This is a genomic window from Pseudomonas sp. P39-UII1 (genome assembly GCF_039672635.1).
Taxonomy (GTDB): Bacteria; Pseudomonadota; Gammaproteobacteria; order Pseudomonadales; family Pseudomonadaceae; genus Aquipseudomonas.
On the sequence record NZ_JBDFPP010000002.1, the window covers coordinates 301873 to 322638 of the forward strand.

Here is a 20766-nt window from a genome sequence, read left to right on the forward strand (position 1 = left end):
GTAGGGATAAGGCGAGTGTCGCCCGGGAGTCGTGAAAATTGGGTGAAAGAAAAGTCCCGACAATGTCATCACGGGTGCGAGTATTTTAAATGAGCATGATCCCAAGATCTGCTGACGCGATTGCCGGCACAGGCTAGCCAGTGAAATTGAGCAGCTGCGGCCGCAGCTGCAGAGGGACTGGCAGTAGGTAATCCCTATAGGAAATTAATATGCTAACTGACCGCGGCTCCCCGCAGGCTGCCTGGCAGTTGGCCGTTTGCCTGTGTGAGTTTTTCTCTCTTTTGCGCGAGATTTTATCCATTGCGCTAAGGCCCCGGCGACTCTAGCCTTCAGCGATCCGACAAGCCTCGGGCGATCAATAAAAAGAGAGGTTTCAATGAAGTACGCAGACAAGAAAATCGCTGTGGTCACGGGCGGTGCGATGGGTATCGGTGCCGAAGCTGCCGCTTCATTGGCAAAGGACGGTCATCACGTGGTCATTTGCGACATCAACGTTGATGCGGCGCAGCGTTTCTCGCGACAGCTTCGGGAGCAGGGTTTCACAGCAGATGCTCGTCAGGTTGACGTAGCATCGGTGGAGTCCGTGTCGGACGCATTTTCCTGGATCGATAGCGAGTTCGGCAGGTGCGATGTACTGGTGAATTCCGCAGGTATCGCCAAGACAATGCCATTCCTGGAATTTGATCTCGACGTTTTCAACAAGACCTTGCACATCAATGTCACTGGTACGTTCATGTGCTGTCAGGCTGCCGCCCGAATCATGCAAAAAAATGCTTTCGGCAGGATCATCAATATCGCGTCGGTCGCCGGGATGCGTGCAGTGGGCAAGGGCCGAACTGCGTACGGCACCTCTAAAGGTGCAGTCATTGCGCTGACCCGGCAGATGGCTGTGGAGCTCAGCGAGTATGGTATCACTGCTAATGCCATCGCACCGGGCCCGGTCGATACGCCCATGACCCAAGAACTGCACAGCGACAGCTTCCGCCAAGCCTATAGCAATGCTATCCCAGCCAGGCGATACGGCACGACTCAAGAGATTGCCGGCGCAGTCAGCTACCTCGCATCTGACGTCGCCGCTTACGTGAATGGTATTGTTCTGCCTGTCGATGGTGGATTCATGGCCTGGGGCGCAGGCGACTTGTAAGCGGCAAGATAACAAGCGCCCGTGCGGGCGCCTTTCTAGCTTTGAGCCATTTCTTTGGTTATCCACTTTTGCAAATCGGCGGTATCAGCGCGTAGCCGTGCGTTGGGTGAAACCCACAGAACCAACTTTGCTGCCCCTTGCGCAAAGCCAAACGGGGCCACCAAGGCGCCACTCTCAAGCTCTGCCTCCACCAGCATGCGGGGTACACAGGCAAATCCCAAACCAAGTTTTGCTGCCTGGATCAGTAAGTAGAAATGCTCGAAATACTCCATCTCAAGCAGCGCACCTGGTGCTTGCTCAATAGACGCGTACCAGTCTACCCAGGCGTGCGGTCGAGTCTTGGTGGTCAACAAGCGCTCTTTACTCAAGTCGCTGATGTACCGCACGCCGGATGCTGCCAGATACGCAGGCGAACAGATGGCACCTATCCATTCATTGGTCAAAGGTATCGGCTCAATCCCTGGCGGTGGTGGGATGCTGTCGAGACGTATGGCGACGCTTACACCTTCATGAGCGAAATCAATCGGGCCGTGACCTGTTTTCAAGCCCAATTCCATGGTGGGAAAGCTGCTATGCAACTTGGCCAGTCGAGGCAGCAGCCAGTGCATCATGATCGAAGCCGAACAGGAAAGCTCAAGCGGGCGAGGGCGTACTTCATCGATACTTTCTTGTATCAAGGCAAATGCTCTGGCCAGGCCCGACGCAAGTCGTGATCCCTCGGGGGTCAGTTTGGTGCCGTGCGCGTTACGGGTGAGCAAAATCACACCTAACGACTCCTCCAGGCTACGGACATGGCGGCTAATGGCTCCATGCGTCACGCAAAGAGCATCCGCCGCATCGCTGAACGACCCCTTGCGCGCGATCATTTCAAACGCTCGCAGAGCATTGAGCGAAGGCCTGACGGGTGACGTCATTCAAACATCTCCATAAGGCTGAAGCCTTGATCTCTAATGTGAGTTTTTCTCACGCTCGGCGGAAATCATATCGGTTGGATTGATGCAGGGTCAATGTATATTGATTTGAAACTGCATCGAGGCAGTTCGGGCAGATTCACAATAAAAAATAGATTTGAGGCAACCATCATGGTCGATCATAAGGCCGGGCGAGAGGAGTTTACTGCCCGATTTTTTGTGGAGAGCAACTATCCGATCGAGCGGGTTGGCGAGGTCATCGCAGGGGAGCAATCCAGCGGTACTTTCCTCTCCCTTCCAGGCGAGTCGGCTGAACTCAAAGAGCGCTCGCGTGCTCGAGTGGTAGGCATTGAACCGCTGCCATCCGTTTCGAGCCCTTCCTTGCACAGCGAATACCTCGCCCGCCATAACCCCTCAGGGCCTTTTCATCGAGGTGAGGTCACTATCGCGTTCCCCACAGCCAACATCGGCACCAATATCCCAGCGTTGCTCACCACAATCGCTGGCAATCTTTTCGAACTTGGTGAGGTCACCGGGCTGCGGGTTCTGGACCTGCAACTCCCCGAACGATTCGCCTCCGGATTCATCGGCCCTCGATTCGGGATCGAAGGCACCCGGGCGTTAGCGGGCGTTCATGATCGGCCAATCATAGGCACCATCGTCAAGCCGAGCATCGGCCTTACCCCAGAGCAGACGGCTTCTGTGGTCGATGAACTCTGCGCTGGCGGTATTGATTTCATCAAGGATGATGAACTGCTTATCGATCCTTCCTACGCTTCGTTTGATGCCCGTCTGAGCGCTGTGATGCCGGTGCTTCACAAGCATGCAGATCGCCTTGGACGCATGCCCATGTACGCTATCAATATCTCCGGCAGCATCGACGAGATGATGCGCCGCCAGGACGCAGTACTTGAGGCGGGTGGTACCTGCGTGATGCTTTGCCTGAACTGGGTTGGGCACTCGGCGGTTGAGCACATCCGAAAGCATGCCCAGTTGCCAATCCACGGCCACCGCAACGGTTGGGGAGCCATGACTCGTTACCCCCAGCTAGGGTTCTCGTTCGAGGTGTATCAGAAGGTATGGCGGTTGGCCGGGGTCGACCATCTGCACGTCAATGGTCTTCAGAGCAAATTCCATGAGACGGACGATTCGGTAATCTCGTCGGCCAAAAGCTGCCTGGCTCCCTTTGCCGGCATGCGCCCATTGATGCCTGTGTTCTCTTCAGGGCAATGGGCAGTTCAGGCGCCGGTGCTGTTCAACAGGCTTCAGTCTGTTGACCTGATGCACCTCGCGGGCGGCGGCATCATTGGCCATCCGATGGGTATCCAGGCAGGCGTTCAAAGCATGCGCGAAGGTTGGGAGGCCGCTGTCCAGCAAGTGCCTCTGGAGCGTTATGCAGAGGGTAGGCCAGCGCTTTCGGCTGCCCTGCAGAAGTTCGGAGGCAAATAAGTCATGAGCTTCCCACAAAGCTCCAAACTCCCGTTGGTCTTTTATGGCGACGACTTCACCGGCTCGACTGATGCCCTCGAGGTTCTAACGGCAGCTGGGCTCAAGTGTGCTCTGTTCCTTGCGCCTCCAAGCCCGGAGCTGCTGGCGGAACTGGGCGGATTTGATGCCATCGGCATCGCAGGTGACAGCCGTGCTTTATCAAACGTAGAAATGGATGCGGTGCTGCCTGACATTTTCGAGAGCATCAAGCGGCTGTCACCCGCAATGATTCACTACAAGGTCTGTTCCACGTTTGATAGCGGCGACGCTGTGGGCAGTATCGGCCATGTGATTGAGCTGGCGTCCCGCATCTATGGCGTCAAAGGCGTTCCGATCATCGCGGGCAACCCTGCGCTCGGTCGCTACTGCGTTTTCGGCAACCTTTACGCCTTGTCCAAGACGGATGACAAGGTTCACAGGATTGACCGGCACCCGATCATGCGTGCCCACCCAATCACGCCGATGCATGAAGCGGACTTGAGTATTCATATCGGCAAGCAAAAGAATTTGTCGATCGGCAAGATTGATATTCGCCAACTCGAAAGTGATACAGCGATCAGCTGCTGGGTCGAGGCGATGTCACGGCAGCACGATGCGGTGTTGTTCGATGGTTCCTGTGAGTCTCATATGACCACCGCTGGCCAAGCGTTGACCGAGCTCTCGTCAGCGGCAGCTCCGCTATTTATCGTCGGCTCATCCGGTGTGGAGTATGGCCTCACACAATACTGGCGTACCGCTGGGGTGTTTCCGGCACGAGCGTCGCTGGCCGCACCTCTTGAACCTACCGATCAGGTACTGGTGATCTCAGGCAGTGCTTCGCCGTTGAGTCGGACCCAGATCGAAACGGCGATTGATTACGGTTTTGTGGAGCTTGAAGTCGATGCTGCCGCATTGATTACCGAGTCCCGAAAAAGCGCCGCGATACGAGATGTGGTCATGGCCGCGGTATCGCACCTCGAAGAGGGGCGGTCGGTGCTGATTCACACTGCCAAAGGCCCTGATGACGCTCGGATCGAGCAGATGATCGAGGCAATGCGGCAAAAAGGTTTACCTCGGGATGAAGCAAGGGTTCAGGGAGGTAAGCAGCTTGCCATGGAAGTGGGCCAGGTTGCGCTTGAAATCCTCAAAGCAGTCCCTTTGAAACGATTGGTGGTCTCCGGTGGGGACACATCGAGCCAAGTAACCAAAGTGCTTGCGCCCGATGCTTTGGTTATCAAGTCTGATATTTCTCCTGGTGCCCCTTTGTGTCAAATCCACGCCCGTGAGCCGTACCTGAAAGATGTTGAGATTGCGCTCAAAGGTGGGCAGATGGGGGATCGAGATTATTTCGTCAAAGCGCTCAGAGGTATGCGATGAGCGCTGAGGATTTTTAGCTCCTAAATACGTGCCTACCTACAATAACAAAAGGTGAAACCATGCAGACCACTCTATCGAGCCCTGTCGAAAGTGACCTCGATCACAGGGATGATGGCGAAAACAAATCCATGAAAAATGTTGTGGCCGGAAGCCTGTTCGGAACAGCGTTGGAGACCTACGACCTTTACCTCTATGGCACTGCCGCTGCCCTGATTTTTGGCCCTCTTTTTTTCCCTGGCACTGACGAGACAGTTTCCCGGCTCGCCTCACTTGCGTCATTCGCGATTTCATTCGTCGCACGCCCGTTGGGTTCGCTTGTCCTTGGCCATTTCGGAGACAGGATTGGCCGCAAGAAGTTGCTTTACCTCACCCTCATAATCATGGGTTTGAGCACCGTAGGTATTGGCCTGCTGCCCACCTACGCGAGCATTGGCATTTGGGCGCCCGTCATGCTCTGTGTGCTCCGCTTCATCCAAGGCTTTGCATTTGCGGGGGAATACAGCGGCGCTGTGCTGATGCTGTTGGAGCATGCGCCAAGAAAGAGGAGGGGCTTCTTTGCGGCGATCAACAACATCGGCCCGGTCTTTGGCTTCATTGCATCGGCTGGCATGCTTCTGGTTGTCAGCGCGTTGCTCTCCGAAGAAGACTTTACCGCTTGGGGATGGCGGATTCCCTTCATAGCAAGCCTTGCATTGCTGGTGGTTGGGGTTTTTGTCCGCTCCAAAGTGCCCGAGTCTCCTGTGTTCGAAAAGACTGCTGAGAAGCGGGCTGCCATGCCTGGCGAATCGCAATCGCCCGCGCTGCGCTTGTTCACTCGCTATCCAAAGCAACTGCTGTTGGTAGCAGGCGCTAATATCTGCCACTTCTCGACTTTCTATCTCTTCACTGTATTCGCACTGAGCTATGGCCAGCGAGAGCTAGGCCTCTCCAATGCTTTTGTGCTGTCAGTCGCGATGGTTGCAATTTGCACCCATTTGGTTGTCGTACCCCTTGCCGGTGCGTGGGCAGATCGTATTGGCCGCCGCACTATGATGTTGATCGGGTTTGGGGTGACCGCGCTCGCCGCTTTTCCGTTCTGGCATCTTTTTTCCACCGGCGAGTTCTGGCCAATGGTCGCCGGGTCATGCTTGTTCATGACTGGGTATGGGGTGGTCTACGGCGCAGTGCCATCTTTCACGGGCGAAGCCTTCGGGCCGAGCGCTCGCTTCACCGGTTTCGCGATGTCTACTAACGTGGGTGGAATCGTAGGCGGTGGTACTGCCCCGATCGTGGGGGCATTCCTCCTGAGCCATTTCGGAACACCTTATGCGATCTCCCTGCTCACGGTAGCGCTCGCGGTGTTTTCTGGGCTCTGTGTGTACCTGTCTGCTGAGACAAAAGACCTGGACATCGTCGACGAGTGATTCAGGATGAGCAGGTCCGCACGCGCCGGCAAGCCAGCGCCTGCAGTGCCGGTCGATAACGAATTTCGGGCAAAAGAAAGCCCGCTGCCAGGCGGGCTCCCATAACGCACGGCTTAACCCGAAAGAGGCGGGGATCAGTCCGTTTTTTGCTCCACGGCAGGGGCACCGGCTGCTGCGCCGGCATTTGATTTCGCCCGACCGCGGCCGCCTTTGCCGCGCTGTAGCGAGGCTTGGTGTTTCGCATACCTCGCCTGAGCGGCGGTCACAACACCTGCTACCTGGCCGTTCAAATCCAGGCGAGGCGCATCCTCCACCATGCTTGCCCAGTACCGAGCGCCTCGGCACCAGGTAGAAATGCCAAGCTTGAGCTGTTCGCGAGTCAACCCAAGCAGCTCCAGGTGTTGCTCGGCATCCGTGAAAATGCCCTCCTTGAGCGGGACCTTTGGCGCCGGATTGACAGGAAACGCCAACGGAAAATGCTTCTGGAGTGGCCAGATGGCAGCCACCGCTGGATCCTGCTCACGGGGTTTGGGATGTGAGGAGGGCTTGCGCTCAGCGCGCTTGGCGCCAGGGGCCTTTGCCTGATCCTTCTCAGCCCGCAGGCGGTCACGTAGTCCAGCTAGTTGTTCAAAACCCATCGTTAAATTCACTGCTTCGGAAATGATTGCGTGGTGCAAGGATAAGCTATATAGCGTCTGGGGGCAGCACCAAACCGGACAAATTGCCGATGGCTTCGTCTGCAGGCTAGCGGTGCTTTATCTGAAATCGCGGGATCTGCCGCGCTTGGCCGGGCTCAACGGTGGCTCACTGAACCTACCGACAACTTCAATTACCCCGCTTTGAGCTGCTGCTTGAGCTGGGCCAGCAGGCGCAAGCCTGCGGCCTCGACCAGATCGCCGTGTTGGCTGAGGGCACCACAGCTTCTGCAGGTGATCAGTGATTTGCGATGCAGTCTGGTGGGCTGAACGAGCTGCTCGCCATCGCATTTCAGGCAGCGCAGTGTGAGGCTCATGGTTCCTTCTCCTTGGAAATGTCGCGAGGGCTGCCCCCGTTCCTTGCGAGGGCGTTACATTGAGTGGAGAAGGGGGAAATCGTTCAGTCGGAAAATCACCCCGGGCGATCTATTGGAACGAACATGGGCCTGTGCCGCGACAGCGGACAGGCCCAACGGATCCAACAATCGGGGCTGCCAGGCAGCCCCTTTCTCAGGCGGCAGCCGCCAATTTGGCACTGGTCTGACGACGACGATACGCACTGTCGCGGCTCGCCAGCCACCAGTACAGCGGCGACGTGATCAACAGCCCCACCAGCCACGACAGGTCGGCCCCGTTGATGTGCTCGGAGATCGGCCCTACATACAGCGGCGTGTTCATGAACGGGATCTGCACCAGAATACCCACGGCATAGGCGGTCAGGGCCTGCGGGTTGTAGCGCCCGTAGATGCCGCCATCGACCTTGAAGATCGACTGGATGTCGTAGTCGCCCTTGTGGATCACGTAGAAGTCGATCAGGTTGATCGCCGTCCACGGCACCAGCACCACCAGCAGCACCAGCACCATGTCGACGAAGTGGCCGATGAAGTCCGCCGAGGCGAACACCGCCACCACGCAGCAGGCTGCGAGCACGATCAGCGACAGCACCGCGCGGCTCTTGGCGGTGGGGATCCAGCGGTAGGCGAAGGTCTGAATCAGGGTGATGATCGACAGCACCGCGCCATACAGGTTGAGGGCGTTGTGGCTGATCACGCTAAGCAGGAACAGCACCAGCATGACCGGGCCGAGGGTGCCGGTGGCGAGCTTCACTGCGTCCATGGTGTCCATGCCAGCCGGGATGGCCAGTACCGCCACGGCGCCGAAGATGAACGACAGGCTCGAACCCAGGGCCGAGCCCAGGTAAGTGGTCCAGAAGGTCGACGAGACTTTCACGTCGGCCGGCAGGTAGCGCGAGTAATCCGAAACATACGGGGCGAAGGCGATTTGCCAGAGCGCCGCCAGCGACACGGTCGCCAGCCAGCCGGCCAGGTTGAAGTTGCCGCGGGTGAGGAAGTCATCGCTCTGCACGTGGCTGAAGATGTAGCCAAAGCCGACCACGATACCGATGCCCAGCACCCAGGTGCCGATGCGGTTGAGCACGTGGATGAAGCGGTAGCCGATGATGCCGATGATCCCCGAACCCAGCGCGCCGATCACGATGCCGACCGGTACCGGCACGGCATCGACCACGCCATGCAGCGACTTGCCGGCCAAAACGATGTTGGAGGCGAAGAAGCCGATGTACATCACGCCTGCGATCACCACCACCAGCAGCGCCCCCAGCGTGCCGAACTGGGCACGGCTCTGGATCATCTGCGGGATGCCCATTTGCGGGCCCTGGGCTGAGTGCAGCGCCATCAGTACCCCGCCGACCAGGTGGCCAACCAGGATGGCGACGATGCCCCACACCAGGTTCAGGTGAAACAGCTGCACGCCCAGCGCGCCGGTGACGATGGGCAGCGGCGCGATGTTGCCGCCGAACCACAGCGTGAACAGATCCCTTACCTTTCCATGGCGGTCTTGCGGGGGCACATAGCCGATCGTGTGTTTTTCTATGAGGGGTGCCGAATTGGCTGCACTGGTCATGACTGACTCCAAGGCAAGGTGGGGCATCGGGTGCTGCCCGGGTGCGTGCCGGCGAAGGGCGACGCGTTCTTGTTGGAGCGATGATGGGGTGTGCGCAGGGAACGAGAAATTAGTAAATATGTGCCCATAAACCTTAAAAAACCTAAGGCTGACAAAAGGTTAAGGGACGAGTGGTAGCAAAGAGCGGGCCACCGGGCTGTAAGGCCCGGGTTTGGAAGGTTTGAGTGGGCATTGTGGCAAATGGGTGTGCCGCTATGGTGCGGGGTGCTCAATTGAAGTGCGGGTATCAGCCAGGTAGACAGTTGCGGATATCTGACATTTTTATGGGCTAGTCCCAGCAACCCCTGCAAGGCGAACCCTAAAAGGGGAATGCTGTTCACTCAGGTTATCCGTCGCCTGTATGGGGGCCGCTTTGCGGCCCATCGCGACACACGGCCGCTGCCACAGGGTCGGCGCATGGCAGTAGCTACATCGGCAGCATGCGGTCTTGAATGACCTCCTTCATTACCAGGGTGGAGCTCAGCCGTTTCACATTGGGAATGCTGGTCAGCTGCTCGTCATACAGCTGTTGAAACGCCGGCAGGTCCTTGGCCACCACATGCAGCAGGTAGTCCGGGTCGCCGAACAGCCGCTGCGCCTCGACGATCTGCGGTATGTCGCCCAGTGCTGCCTCGAAGTCCGCCACCGGCTGGCGGGTGACTTCGCGCAGGGTGACGAACACCAGCGCGGCAAAGTTCAGCCCCAGTGCCGCCGGTGCCAGGCGCGCGTGGTAACCGAGGATGGCGCCGGCGTCTTCCAATGCCTTGAGCCGCCGATGGCAGGGCGACAGGCTCAGGCCTACACGGTCGGCGAGCTCGGTGACCGATAGGCGCCCGTCTTTTTGCAGCTCGGCAAGGATCTTTCGGTCAGTTCTGTCCACTGAGAAGAATCTTCCAATAATCAGGGTTGAAGGGGAAATATACGAAAGATAATCCCCCGATGGAATCCGTACGCTTTCTTCATCCCGAAATCGTCTGAAGGAAGACTCAAGTGGCAATCAGTGTGCTGACGGCGTTCTGGGCCGTGTCGTTGCTGTTCGTGATCACCCCCGGTGCCGACTGGGCCTACGCCATCTCGGCGGGTATGCGCGGGCGCTGGGTGATGCCGGCGGTGGCCGGCATGTTGTCCGGGCATTTGCTGGCAACCCTGGTGGTGGCGGCGGGGGTGGGCAGCCTGATGGCCGGGCACCCGCTGGCGCTTATGTTGCTGACGCTGGCCGGTTGCACCTACCTGCTGTGGCTGGGTGGCAACCTGTTGCTTCGCCCCGCCGTACCGCAAGCCGGGCAGGGCGGTGTTGGCGACAGCGGTTCACGCTGGGCCTTCAAAGGCTTTTGCGTGAGCGGGCTCAACCCCAAGGTGTTTCTGCTGTTCCTGGCCTTGCTGCCGCAGTTCACCGACCCGCATTCAAGCTGGCCGGTGCCGCTGCAGATCGTCCTGCTGGGCCTGGTGCACCTGTGCAGTTCGCTGGTGGTCTATACGCTGGTGGGCTATGGCGCCAAGCTAGTACTGGGCTCCCGACCAGGGGCGGCGAGAATGGTCGGAAGGCTGTCAGGTGTGGCGATGATTGCGGTGGCCATGCTGTTGGTTGTCGGTCAGTTCGCCAAATGATCACTGCCTGAAGGGCGCCGTTGATCGACCGGTAAAAACCTGCGGAACGAACCGTTGATTGCACACCTCCTATCCTCAGATAGCTGGCAATGTGCCCGGGACTTCCCAGACATGAACGTGTTTCAACCCCGCAAAAACGATACGCCGCCCCTGCACTTTCTGCTCAACGGCGGCACCATCGGCAGCCTGCTGCAGTCGATGGACTGGAGCGATTCGCCGCTGGGCCCGCCAGAGGCCTGGTCACCGCATTTGCAGGCGGTCATTGCCACTTTGCTACCGGCGCAGACGCAGTTCGTGCTGTTCTGGGGTGAAGCGTTGGTTGCCCTGTACAACGATGCCTATGCGCCGACCATCGGCAGCAAGCACCCACGGGCGCTGGGGCGGCCGGCCGAGGAGAACTGGCGTGAGTTGTGGGGCGACCTTGAGCCCCTGCTGCGCGGCGTGCGCGAAACTGGCCAGACGTTTTCGGCCAAGGATCGGCCGTTCTACATAGAACGCCGCGGCGTCGGCGAAACCGTGTATTTCGACGTGTCCTATTCCGCCGTGCGTGAGGCCGATGGCAGCGTTGGAGGGGTACTGTGCCTGGTCACCGAGACCACCGAGCGCGTGCGCTTTCAGCAGCGTCAGGCGTTTCTGCTGGAACTGGGCCGGACCTTGCCCGGGCTGGGTGAGGCGGAGCGCATGGAGGCCTATGCGGTCAGCCGCCTTGCGCAGCACCTGGGTGCAGCCCAGGTGTACTTCGGCGAAGACCAAGGCGATGGCGCAGGTTTCAAGGTCACCCATGAGTGGGCCGACGGTGTGCCCTCGATGGTCGGCCACCACCGCTATGCGACTTACGGGGCAACGCTGCGCGAGCAACTGGCCGCCGGCCAGGTGGTGCAGCAGGCGTTTGAGTGTGCTGCCACGCCGCAGGGGGGCGCGTCCGCCACGCTGCACGTGCCAGTGCTGCGCGCCGGCCGCCTGGAGGCGGTGCTCGGCGTGCACATGCGCAGCCCACATGCGTGCCTTGAAGACGATTGCCAGCTGGTGGACGACGCCGCCAAGCAAGCCTGGGCAGCCATTACCCATGCCCGTGCGGAGCGTGCCCTGCACCTGCTCAATGAAAGCCTGGAAGAACGCGTGGCGGCCGTGCTGGCCGAGCGCGAAGCGGCCATGCTGCAACTGCACGAAGCGCACAAGCTGGAGATGATCGGGCAGTTGACCGGTGGCATTGCCCATGACCTCAACAACATGCTCACGCCGATCATCGCCTCGTTCGAGCTGATGCGCCGCAACCCGCAGTCCGAGCGCGCCCCGCGCCTGATCGACGGTGGCCTGCAGGCCGCGGAGCGGGCGCGCAACCTGGTCGGGCGCCTGCTCAGCTTTGCCCGCCGGCAGACCCTCAAACCCCAGGCCGTGTCGCTGGCGGCCCTGGTGGAGGACATGCGCGAGCTGATGGCGCGCTCGCTGGGGCCGACCATCGCCGTGCAGGTGCAGATCGACCCTGCGCTGCCCGCGGTAGTGGTCGACCCGCATCAGCTGGAGCTGGCCGTGCTCAACCTGGTGGTCAATGCCCGCGACGCCATGGCCGACGGCGGTGCCTTGCGCATCATTGCCGGGCGCGATGCCGACGGCCCGCCGAGGCCAGCGGGGGTAGCCGCCGCGCGGTTGGTGTGGCTGCAGGTTCGCGACAGTGGTGGCGGCATGAGCGAGGAGCAGCTGCGTCGCTGCATCGAACCGTTCTACTCCACCAAGGGCGTGGGCAAAGGCACCGGCCTTGGCCTGCCGATGGTCCAGGGCCTGGCAGTACAATCGGGCGGCGGTTTCGAGATTCGCTCCCAGCAAGGGGAGGGCACCGTCGCCACCTTGTGGCTACCGATCAGCGATGTCCCGGCCGTGTGCCGTGATCATGAAATGGCCGACGTGCCGCAGGCTGACCGCCCAAGCCAGGTGCTGCTGGTGGACGACGAGGAGATCGTCCGCCATGCCACGGCCTTGCAGTTGCGCGATCTGGGCTACGAAGTGACAGAAGCCGCCAGTGCAGCGGCCGCAATGGCGCTGATGGAGCGGGGCTGGCTGCCGGATGTGTTGGTGACCGACCACGTGATGGCCGACATGACCGGGGTGCGCTTTGCCCAGCAGATGCGCGAGCGCCAGGCAGACTTGCCGGTGTTGATCATCACCGGCTACGCCAACCTGACACCGCGCGAGCTCAAGGGCTTCGAGGTGTTGCGCAAGCCCTACCGGCGCGCCGAGCTGGCGCAGAGTGTGGCGCGGTTGCTGGCAGCTCGGTATTGATGGCTATTCAAGGGGCCAGCACCTTGGCAAGCATCTGGCACACTTGCTCGGCCGAGTACGGTTTGGCAAGAAACGCAAAGCCTTGATGGCCGCCCTCGGCGATTGCGTCGCTGTAACCGGAGGTCAGAATCACCGGCAATTGCGGGCGCAGGCGCTGCAGCTCGTGGGCCAGCGCCAAGCCGCCCATGCCAGGCATCACCACATCGGAAAACACCGCATCGAACTCGCCAGCCGGGCCGGCCAGCGCTGCCAGGGCCTCTTCTGCCGAGCTCACCCAGCTGATGCGGTAGCCATGATCTTCGAGAATCTGCGCGGTGAAAGCACCCAGATCGGGGTTGTCCTCGACCACCAGAATTCGTCGTTGCGCACCGCCCTCCTCGGCTTGGGGGAGGGCGGCGGCATCGGCGTGCTCGGGGGGCGTGGTTTCCTGGGGCAGGTACAGGGTAAAGGTCGTACCCTGACCTTCGACGCTGTTAACCTCCACATCGCCTTCGGACTGCTTGGCAAAACCGAACACCTGGGACAGGCCAAGCCCTGTTCCTTCACCGGGCGCCTTGGTGGTGAAGAACGGGTCGAATATGCGATCGAGCAGTTCGGCGGCGATGCCGACGCCACTGTCCACCACGGAAATAGCCGCGAACGGCCCCGCATGCGCAGTTTGCCCGCGCAGGCCTGGCATGCGCTGGTTGGCCTGCAGGCGCAAGCGCAACGTGCCTTCGCCGGCCATGGCGTCGCGGCCGTTGAGCATCAGGTTGATCACTGCGGTCTCGAGTTGGCTGAGGTCGGCGCGGATGTGACACGGCACCTCTGGCAGCTCCAGCTGCACCTGAATCCTTGCCCCCGTGGCGGTATCGAGCATTTCGGCCATGGCCTGCAGGCGGGGGCCAGCTTCGAAAACCTGCGGGCTCAAGGCCTGTCGACGGGCAAACGCGAGCAGCTGCCCGGTCAGTTTGGCGCCGCGGTCGACGGTGTCGGCCATGGTCTTCAGGTAACGCTCGCGGCGGGCCTCGTCGAGGTTTGGGCGCTGCAGAAAGTGCAGCGACGAGCGGATAATGGTCAAAAGGTTGTTGAAGTCATGGGCCACGCCACCGGTCAACTGGCCGATGGCTTCGAGCTTCTGCGCCTGGCGCAGCACGGCTTCGGTGTGCAGCAGCTGGGTGGTGCGCTCTTCGACGCGGTGCTCCAGGGTGGCGTTGAGCGCCTCCAGCGCGGCCATCGCCTCGCGCACTTCAGCGTGGGCCTGGACCCGCTGGATATGGGACCAGCAGCGCTCCGTCACCTCGCCGATCAGCCGCAGTTCATAGCCAGTCCACACGCGTGGCGCCTTGTCGTGGATGGCCATCAGTGCGGTCAGGCGACCCTCTTTGATCAAGGGCATGCAGATGGTCGCAGTGATGCCGATGGCCTGAAACGTTGCGGCTTCTTCGGCGGCCAGTTCGCTGAGGTTGTCGTTGATCACCAGCGCTTCGCCGGCGCGCAGGCGGCTGACGGCCAGGCGGCCGAAGTCGGCCAGGCGGTACTGCCCGATCAACCGAGGCGAACCAGGGGCCACGGCGTCACCACAAATGTTGAACCCGTCCTGGTCGGCGTCCATCACGGCATAGGCACAACTGGACAGCTGCAAGTGTTCAACCAGCATGCGCGTGGTGATGGCCATGATCAGCTCAGGATCGGTGGCGTTGGCCACTTGGCGGCCCAGGTTGTCGAGAAAGCTCAGGCGTTGGCTGTTGACCACGTTGGTGGTGGTTTCGGTCACCGTGTCGAGCATGCCCAGCACGCGGCCGTCCTCGCCACGGACCGGGCTGTAGCAGAAGGTGAAATACGCGCGCTCGGGGCCACCGTTGCGGTCGATGACCAGTGGGAAGTTTTCGATGTACACCGCCTCGCCGGCCATGGCTCGGTCGGCCATGGCACTGATTTCGCTCCAGGCTTCCTGCCACACCTCGCTGAACGGCCGCCCCAAGGCCAGCGGCTTGCTGCCGAGGATCTGCACGAAGGCATCGTTGTACAGGGTGGTCAGCTGGTCGCCCCAGAGCACGGCTTGCGGGAAGCGCGAGCCCAGGCACAGCGCGACCGTGGTCTTGAGTACGCCGGGCCAGGCCTCCAGCGGGCCAAGCGGGGTGCTGCTCCAATCGTGGTGGCGGATGCGTTCGGCCATCAGCCCGCCGCCGTCTAGCCATTTTGCCATGTGTGCTGCCAATCCTTTTGCCTGGAGCGCTCAGGGTGCACCGAGACGGCGAAATTGGCGAGGGATTTGTGTTGTAGGGCGGGCCTCCCGGGGGGAACCCGCTGGAAAGCCGCACTGGCTCAGCGAATGAAATGCACCTTGCCGGTATCGTCATTGCCCATGTAGATCCCATACACCCCGGCCTGCCGCTCGAGGATGTAGCGCTCGAGGATCTGCCGGATCGCCGGGTAGTAGATTTCTTCCCAGGGGATTTCGTCCGGCGCGAAGAACTTGTAGGCCAGCGTCTCCGGCCCGTATTGGCCGGTTTCTTCGGTGGCGATGGCGCGGAAGATGATGTACACCTCGGAGATTGTAGGCACGCTGAAGATCGAGTAGGGCGAGACGATCTCGCCGCGTACGCCGCTTTCTTCCCACACCTCGCGCAGCGCCGCCTGCTCGGTGGTTTCACCCGCCTCCATGAACCCGGCCGGCAAGGTCCAGGTGCCTGGGCGCGGCGGGATCGCGCGCTGGCACAGCAGGTACTTGCCATCGCGCTCGATGATGCAGCCGGCGATGATCTTCGGGTTGATGTAGTGGATATAGCCGCAGCCGGGGCAGTGCAGGCGTTCGTGGGTGTCGCCTGTGGGAACGCCCCGGGCCAGTTCCGTGGTGCAGTGCGGGCAGTAGCGCGGGGCGTTGGGCATGGTCAGCGGCCTATGCGAGGTTCCTTGAGGGCCAGGGGCTCGACGATGTCGCGCACCTTGGTGTTGTCGTCCTGCTTCTGGCGCAGGTAGTCCAGGGCCACCTTGGCGGCAGCGCGGACGTGATCGACCGAAGCCTGATGGGCCACCAGCGGGTCGCCGCCCTTGATCGCTTCGACGATCTTTTCCATCTCGCGGTTGCTGGCGCCGCGGCGGTTTTCCTGCGACACCGAGGTGGCGCGCAGGTAGCTGATACGGGCCTGCAGCTGGCGCAGCTGCTGCGCCGCGACCTGGTTGCCGGAGCCTTCCAGCAGCACGTCGTAGAAGCCTTGCACCGAGTCCAGCACCTGTTGCAGCTCACCTTCTTCGAGGGCCTCGCGGTTGACCTCCAGCGCCCGTTCCAGGGCACGGATGTCCTTGGCCTTGGCGTTGAGGGTGAACAGCTGAACGATCAGGCCTTCGAGCACGCAACGCAGCTCATAGATGTCGCGGGCGTCTTCCAGGGTGATGATGGCCACGCGCGGGCCCTTGGCGTCGGCGAACTCCACCAGGCCTTCCGACTCCAGGTGGCGCAGGGCTTCACGCACCGAGGTGCGGCTGACGCCGAGGCGGTCGCAGAGGTCGCGCTCGACCAGGCGGTCGCCCGGGAGCAGGTGGAAGTTCATGATCGCGCCGCGCAGCTTGTCGAGCACGATTTCACGCAGAGTAACGGGGTTGCGGTTGACCTTGAAGCTGTCGTCGAGTGGCTGGCGTTTCATCAGGTGCGCTCTTTATGAGGCTGTTGCGCCAACATCACGGAGCCCCCTGAACCGAGGCACTCCTTGCAGTGGTTCGAACAGCCCGTTGTTAACGGGTTGACTCCGCATCGGCTTCTGCGAATGCCTCGCGGGCCAGGCGGAAACTGTCCACCGCCGCGGGCACGCCGCAATAAATGCCGACCTGGAGCAGGATCTCGCGAATCTGTTCTCGGCTCAGGCCATTACGCAATGCGCCGCGAATGTGCAGCTTGAGCTCGTGGGGCCGGTTGAGCGCGGAAATCATGGCCAAGTTTATCATGCTGCGCTCTTTGAGCGACAAGCCATCACGGCCCCACACATGGCCCCAGCAGTACTCGGTGACCAGCTCCTGCAACGGCTTGGTGAACTCGTCGGCGTTCTGGATGGAACGGTTGACGTATTCCTCGCCCAGCACCTGGGTGCGGATCTGCAGGCCTTTCTCGTACTTTTCGTTGCTCATGCGCAGTACTCCGGAACAAAACAGGGGCCGCAACCGAGGGTGAGACGATTAGCGCGGCCCCTGGAAAATAGGGACATCGGTGCGGGCTTCTTCGCGGGGCAAGCCCGCTCCCACAGGTAGACTGGCCCTCACTGTGGGAGCGGGCTTGCCCCGCGAAGAAACCAACACCGATTTCAAGGTGTATCAACCCAGCGGGGGCAGGGCGCCCAGCTTGCCTTTGTGGTAGACCATCGGGGTAACCGGCTGCTCGGGCAGCACCAGGTTCTTCACCGCGCCGACGATGATCGCGTGATCACCGCCGTCGTACTCGCGCCAGAGTTCGCACTCGATGATCGCCGTGGCCTTGGCCAGCAACGGGTTGCCCAGCTCGCTCAGGTGCCAGTCGATACCGGCAGCCTTGTCCTTGCCCTTGCCGGCGAAGGCATACGCCTCGGCGGTCTGGTCGGCGGACAGCAGGTGGATCGCGAACTGCTTGCTGTCCCGCAGGATCGGGTAGGTGTCGGAGGCGTAGTTGGGGCAGAACAGCACCAGTGCCGGCTCGATCGACAGCGCGCTGAACGCGCTGGCGGTGATGCCGACGATGCCGCCGTCGGCGTCCAGGGTGGTGACCACCGTGACCCCGGACGGAAACGAGCCCATCACGTCTTTGTAGATGCCTGGTTCGATCATCTTGTGCTACCTCTCAACGCATCACAAACGGGTCGGGCATCGGCGCGGTGGACAGGTTGATCCACACGGTCTTCAGCTCGGTATAGGCCAGCACCGAATCGATGCCGCTTTCACGGCCGTAGCCGCTGTTCTTGAAACCGCCGATCGGCGCCATGGCCGACACGGCGCGGTAGGTGTTGACCCAGATGATCCCCGAACGCACGTCGCGGGCCAGGCGGTGGGCACGGCCCAGGTCGCGGGTCCAGATGCCGGCGGCCAGGCCGAACTGCGAGTCGTTGGCGATTTCCAGCGCTTCTTCCTCGGTCTTGAAGCGGATCACCGCAGCAACCGGGCCGAACACTTCTTCCTGCATGATGGTCATCGAGTTGCTGTCGCACTCGAACAGGGTCGGCTCATAGAACCAGCCGTCACCCTCGACCTCGGCACGCTTGCCGCCCATGTGCAGTTTGGCGCCTTCGGCCTTGGCGGCAGCCACCAGGCCCTCGACCACGGCCAGTTGCTGGGCGGTGGCCATGGGGCCCATTTCGCTGGCGTCGTCCTGCGGGTTGCCGATGCGGATGCGTTTGGCGCGCTCGACCAGGCGGGCGACGAATTCGTCGAAGATCTCGTCCTGCACCAGCAGCCGGGAACCTGCCACGCAGCTTTGCCCGGAGGCGGCGTAGATTCCGGCCACTGCACCGTTGATGGCGCTGTCCAGGTCGGCGTCGGCAAAGATGATGTTCGGCGACTTGCCGCCCAGCTCCAGCGACAGCTTGGCGAAGTTCTCGGCGCTGCTGCGCACCACGTGCCGCGCGGTGGCGGCGCCGCCGGTGAAGGCGATCTTGCGCACCAGCGGGTGGCGGGTGAGTGCTGCGCCGGTGCTTGGGCCGTAGCCGGTAACCACGTTGACCACGCCCGGCGGGAAGCCGGCCTCGAGGGCCAGGCGGGCCAGCTCGAGGATGGTCGCCGAGGCGTGTTCGGATGGCTTGAGCACGATGGTGTTGCCGGCCGCCAGGGCCGGGGCCAGCTTGATCGCGGTGAGGTACAGCGGGCTGTTCCACGGGATGATCCCGGCCACCACGCCGATCGGCTCGTGCACGGTGTAGGCGAACAGGTCCGGCTTGTCGAGGGGCAGGGTGCCGCCCTCGAGCTTGTCGGCCAGGCCTGCGGTGTAATGGAAGAACTCCGGCAGGTAGCCGACCTGGCCGCGGGTTTCGCGGATCAGCTTGCCGTTGTCACGGCTTTCCAGCTGGGCCAGGTGCTCTTTGTTCTCGGTAATCAGGTCACCCAGGCGGCGCAGCAGTTTGCCCCGCGCAGTGGCGCTGATGCTGCGCCAGGCCTTGCTTTCGAAAGCGCGCTGGGCGGCCTGCACGGCCAGCTCCACATCGGCTTCGTCGGCGTCGGGCAGTTGCGCCCAGGCCTGGGCGGTGGCCGGGTTGAGGCTGTCGAAGGTCTTGCCGCTCTGGGCATCGAGCCATTGGCCGTCGATGCACATCTGGAAACGAACGAGGGTCATGCAACAATCCCCTTGGCGGATTCGGTGAGGGTGCGGGCTTCCTTGAGGAAGTCCAGCAGCATCTTGTTGACTTCACGGGGTGCTTCCACCGGCATCATATGCCGTTGCTCGGCGAGGACCACGCTTTGCGCACCCGGAATGCTGGCGGCAAGCTGGCGGGTCATGGCCGGGGTGGAGCCCGAGTCGAGTTCGCCGGTGGCGATCAGCGTCGGCACCTGGATGCTGCCCAGGTCGCCTGCGCGGTACATGTCCTGGGTGGCGAACAGCGAATAGGTGGTGTGGTAGCCCTGCGGGTCGTTGCTCGCCAGCACCTGGCGAATCGCCGCAACCTGCGCGGGGTTGGCAGCCTTGTATTCACGGCTGAACCAGCGGTCGAGGGCGGCATCGACGTTGGCGTCGGGGCCCAGTTCGGCAGCCTGGGCGGCACGGGCGATAACGCCGGCGCTCTGCTCTGGGGTGCGGTTGAACACGCTGTTGAGCACCACCAGCGCTGACAGGCGCTGCGGGTATTCGAGGGCGAAGGCCCGCGCCACCAGGCCACCCATGGAGAAGCCGATCACGGTCGCCTGGGCGATCTGCAGGTGATCGAGCAATTCGGCCAGTTGTGCGGCATAGCCTTCCAGGCCGGTGTCGGCGGCAGGCAGTGCGCTCTGGCCGTGGCCGAGCATGTCGTAGGCGATGACGCGGTAGTCGTTGGCCAGGCCGACAAACTGCCCGCCCCACATTTCCTTGTTCAGGCCTACGCCGTGGATCAGCACCACGGCTTGGCCCTGGCCTTGCACCAGGTAACTGGTGCCGGCCGGTGTACGTTCAGCGACAGGCTGAATCATGGAGGGCGCTCCTTGAAGGTCGGGCGCGGCGGGTATTCACGCCACGCCCAGGCCCGTCTTGGTTGTTGTTATTGAGCGTTGGCTTTTTCGGCAGCCAGTTCTTCCAGGTCGATGTAGCGGTTACCGATGCGTGGGTGCAGGCGGCCACCGTCGGCAGCACCCAGCACCACGACGATTTCGTCGGCACGCGGCGCGTCTTCGATCTGCATTTCCAGGGTGATGTAGTGCGAACGCAGGCCTTCGTCGTCCTTTTGCATCATCGGGATCTGGATCGAAGTGCCCGGGCCGCCGCGCTTGTTGGTGAAGCTCAGGTAGCTCTTGGCCTGTACCGCTTCGCGGTAGTGGTTGCCGAAGCGCAGGGTGTGGATTACCGCCGAGGCGTGTTCGATTTCACCGTCGGCACCCACCACGGCAGCCTTGCCGTAGGCTTCGATCTTGTCGGCACCACCGATGGCGGCGGTCAGGCGCTCGACCATCAGTGCACCCAGCTCGGAGCAGTTGGCGCGAATTTCCGGCTTCAGATCTTCAACGAAACCGCGACCGGCCCATGGGTTCTTGATGACCACGGCCAGGCCGACCATGGTCACCGGCTTGTCGGTGGCCTTGCCGCCTTCGATGCGGGTCTCTTCGGAGTAGGTGACGATCTTGCGGATTTCGAAACTCATGGGTGGCTCCTGGTGAGGGTTATCAGCTCTTGTTGTCTGATGGTATACCATAATATTTGTTGTGCAAGAGGCCGCTTGAAATTTCTCTGGAGAGGAGACGAAAGGTGTATGCCTTGAGTGTTGTGGGGTGTGTGAGATCGAGCGCCGCCCGCGCGGCGC

General features: G+C 61.6%; 19 protein-coding genes. 6 read left to right on the plus strand and 13 right to left on the minus strand.

Annotated elements, in window-relative coordinates:
* Window positions 1-376 precede the first annotated feature (376 nt).
* Window positions 377-1144, plus strand: a complete 768-nt coding sequence (locus ABEH27_RS04130) for a 3-oxoacyl-ACP reductase family protein (RefSeq protein ID WP_346612331.1) — start codon at window positions 377-379, stop codon at window positions 1142-1144.
* Between the two features lie 35 nt (window positions 1145-1179).
* Here the strand turns inward: ABEH27_RS04130 and ABEH27_RS04135 are convergent, their stop codons facing one another.
* On the minus strand, window positions 1180-2058 hold the full coding sequence (locus ABEH27_RS04135) for a LysR substrate-binding domain-containing protein (RefSeq protein WP_346612332.1): 879 nt from the start codon (window positions 2056-2058) through the stop codon (window positions 1180-1182).
* Window positions 2059-2226: 168 nt separating this feature from the next.
* Between ABEH27_RS04135 and ABEH27_RS04140 the strand changes: the two genes are divergently transcribed.
* The 3 genes from ABEH27_RS04140 to ABEH27_RS04150 are packed head-to-tail and all read left to right on the plus strand — an operon-like array spanning window position 2227 to window position 6302.
* On the plus strand, window positions 2227-3504 hold the full coding sequence (locus ABEH27_RS04140; protein ID WP_346612333.1) for a ribulose-bisphosphate carboxylase large subunit family protein: 1278 nt from the start codon (window positions 2227-2229) through the stop codon (window positions 3502-3504).
* A 3-nt stretch (window positions 3505-3507) separates the two neighbouring features.
* Window positions 3508-4899 carry a four-carbon acid sugar kinase family protein gene (locus ABEH27_RS04145; RefSeq protein WP_346612334.1) on the plus strand — a complete coding sequence of 464 codons (1392 nt, stop codon included), beginning with the start codon at window positions 3508-3510 and terminating at the stop codon, window positions 4897-4899.
* Window positions 4900-4958: 59 nt separating this feature from the next.
* Window positions 4959-6302, plus strand: a complete 1344-nt coding sequence (locus ABEH27_RS04150; protein WP_346612335.1) for an MFS transporter — start codon at window positions 4959-4961, stop codon at window positions 6300-6302.
* A gap of 134 nt (window positions 6303-6436) precedes the next feature.
* Here ABEH27_RS04150 and ABEH27_RS04155 read toward each other — a convergent pair whose 3' ends face one another.
* The 4 genes from ABEH27_RS04155 to ABEH27_RS04170 all read right to left on the minus strand — a co-directional run bounded on the left by ABEH27_RS04155 (window position 6437) and on the right by ABEH27_RS04170 (window position 9839).
* The gene (locus tag ABEH27_RS04155) at window positions 6437-6940 is read right to left on the minus strand and encodes a ProQ/FinO family protein (RefSeq protein WP_346612336.1); all 504 of its coding nucleotides are present in this window, start codon (window positions 6938-6940) and stop codon (window positions 6437-6439) included.
* A gap of 191 nt (window positions 6941-7131) precedes the next feature.
* Entirely contained in the window at window positions 7132-7314 is a 183-nt protein-coding gene (locus tag ABEH27_RS04160) for a hypothetical protein (RefSeq protein WP_346612337.1), read from the minus strand.
* Between the two features lie 193 nt (window positions 7315-7507).
* Window positions 7508-8920: a cytosine permease gene (locus ABEH27_RS04165; protein WP_346612338.1), complete on the minus strand. Its 1413-nt coding sequence runs from the start codon at window positions 8918-8920 to the stop codon at window positions 7508-7510.
* 466 nt (window positions 8921-9386) lie between these two features.
* Window positions 9387-9839, minus strand: a complete 453-nt coding sequence (locus ABEH27_RS04170) for an Lrp/AsnC family transcriptional regulator (RefSeq protein WP_346612339.1) — start codon at window positions 9837-9839, stop codon at window positions 9387-9389.
* A gap of 110 nt (window positions 9840-9949) precedes the next feature.
* Between ABEH27_RS04170 and ABEH27_RS04175 the strand changes: the two genes are divergently transcribed.
* Together ABEH27_RS04175 and ABEH27_RS04180 are read left to right on the plus strand one after the other, a co-directional pair.
* The gene (locus ABEH27_RS04175; protein ID WP_346612340.1) at window positions 9950-10567 is read left to right on the plus strand and encodes a LysE family translocator; all 618 of its coding nucleotides are present in this window, start codon (window positions 9950-9952) and stop codon (window positions 10565-10567) included.
* A 111-nt stretch (window positions 10568-10678) separates the two neighbouring features.
* On the plus strand, window positions 10679-12844 hold the full coding sequence (locus ABEH27_RS04180) for a response regulator (RefSeq protein WP_346612341.1): 2166 nt from the start codon (window positions 10679-10681) through the stop codon (window positions 12842-12844).
* A gap of 7 nt (window positions 12845-12851) precedes the next feature.
* On the opposite strand, the gene ABEH27_RS04185 is transcribed toward ABEH27_RS04180, so the two are convergent.
* The 8 genes from ABEH27_RS04185 to ABEH27_RS04220 all read right to left on the minus strand — a co-directional run bounded on the left by ABEH27_RS04185 (window position 12852) and on the right by ABEH27_RS04220 (window position 20607).
* Complete coding sequence (locus tag ABEH27_RS04185; RefSeq protein WP_346612342.1) at window positions 12852-15032, minus strand: ATP-binding protein; 2181 nt, start codon at window positions 15030-15032, stop codon at window positions 12852-12854.
* Between the two features lie 119 nt (window positions 15033-15151).
* Window positions 15152-15715, minus strand: a complete 564-nt coding sequence (locus ABEH27_RS04190; RefSeq protein ID WP_346612343.1) for an NUDIX hydrolase — start codon at window positions 15713-15715, stop codon at window positions 15152-15154.
* A gap of 2 nt (window positions 15716-15717) precedes the next feature.
* Complete coding sequence (locus tag ABEH27_RS04195; protein ID WP_167062359.1) at window positions 15718-16470, minus strand: GntR family transcriptional regulator; 753 nt, start codon at window positions 16468-16470, stop codon at window positions 15718-15720.
* An 88-nt stretch (window positions 16471-16558) separates the two neighbouring features.
* The gene (locus ABEH27_RS04200; protein ID WP_033697320.1) at window positions 16559-16948 is read right to left on the minus strand and encodes a carboxymuconolactone decarboxylase family protein; all 390 of its coding nucleotides are present in this window, start codon (window positions 16946-16948) and stop codon (window positions 16559-16561) included.
* A 183-nt stretch (window positions 16949-17131) separates the two neighbouring features.
* Window positions 17132-17617, minus strand: a complete 486-nt coding sequence (locus ABEH27_RS04205) for a flavin reductase family protein (RefSeq protein ID WP_346612344.1) — start codon at window positions 17615-17617, stop codon at window positions 17132-17134.
* A 13-nt stretch (window positions 17618-17630) separates the two neighbouring features.
* A complete protein-coding gene (locus tag ABEH27_RS04210) occupies window positions 17631-19112 on the minus strand; it encodes an aldehyde dehydrogenase (RefSeq protein WP_346612345.1) in 1482 nt (493 codons plus the stop codon).
* The gene (locus tag ABEH27_RS04215) at window positions 19109-19942 is read right to left on the minus strand and encodes an alpha/beta fold hydrolase (protein WP_346612346.1); all 834 of its coding nucleotides are present in this window, start codon (window positions 19940-19942) and stop codon (window positions 19109-19111) included. Before ABEH27_RS04215 ends, ABEH27_RS04210 begins: the two co-directional genes overlap by 4 nt.
* A gap of 68 nt (window positions 19943-20010) precedes the next feature.
* A complete protein-coding gene (locus ABEH27_RS04220; RefSeq protein ID WP_003256068.1) occupies window positions 20011-20607 on the minus strand; it encodes an amino acid synthesis family protein in 597 nt (198 codons plus the stop codon).
* Window positions 20608-20766: the final 159 nt, after the last annotated feature.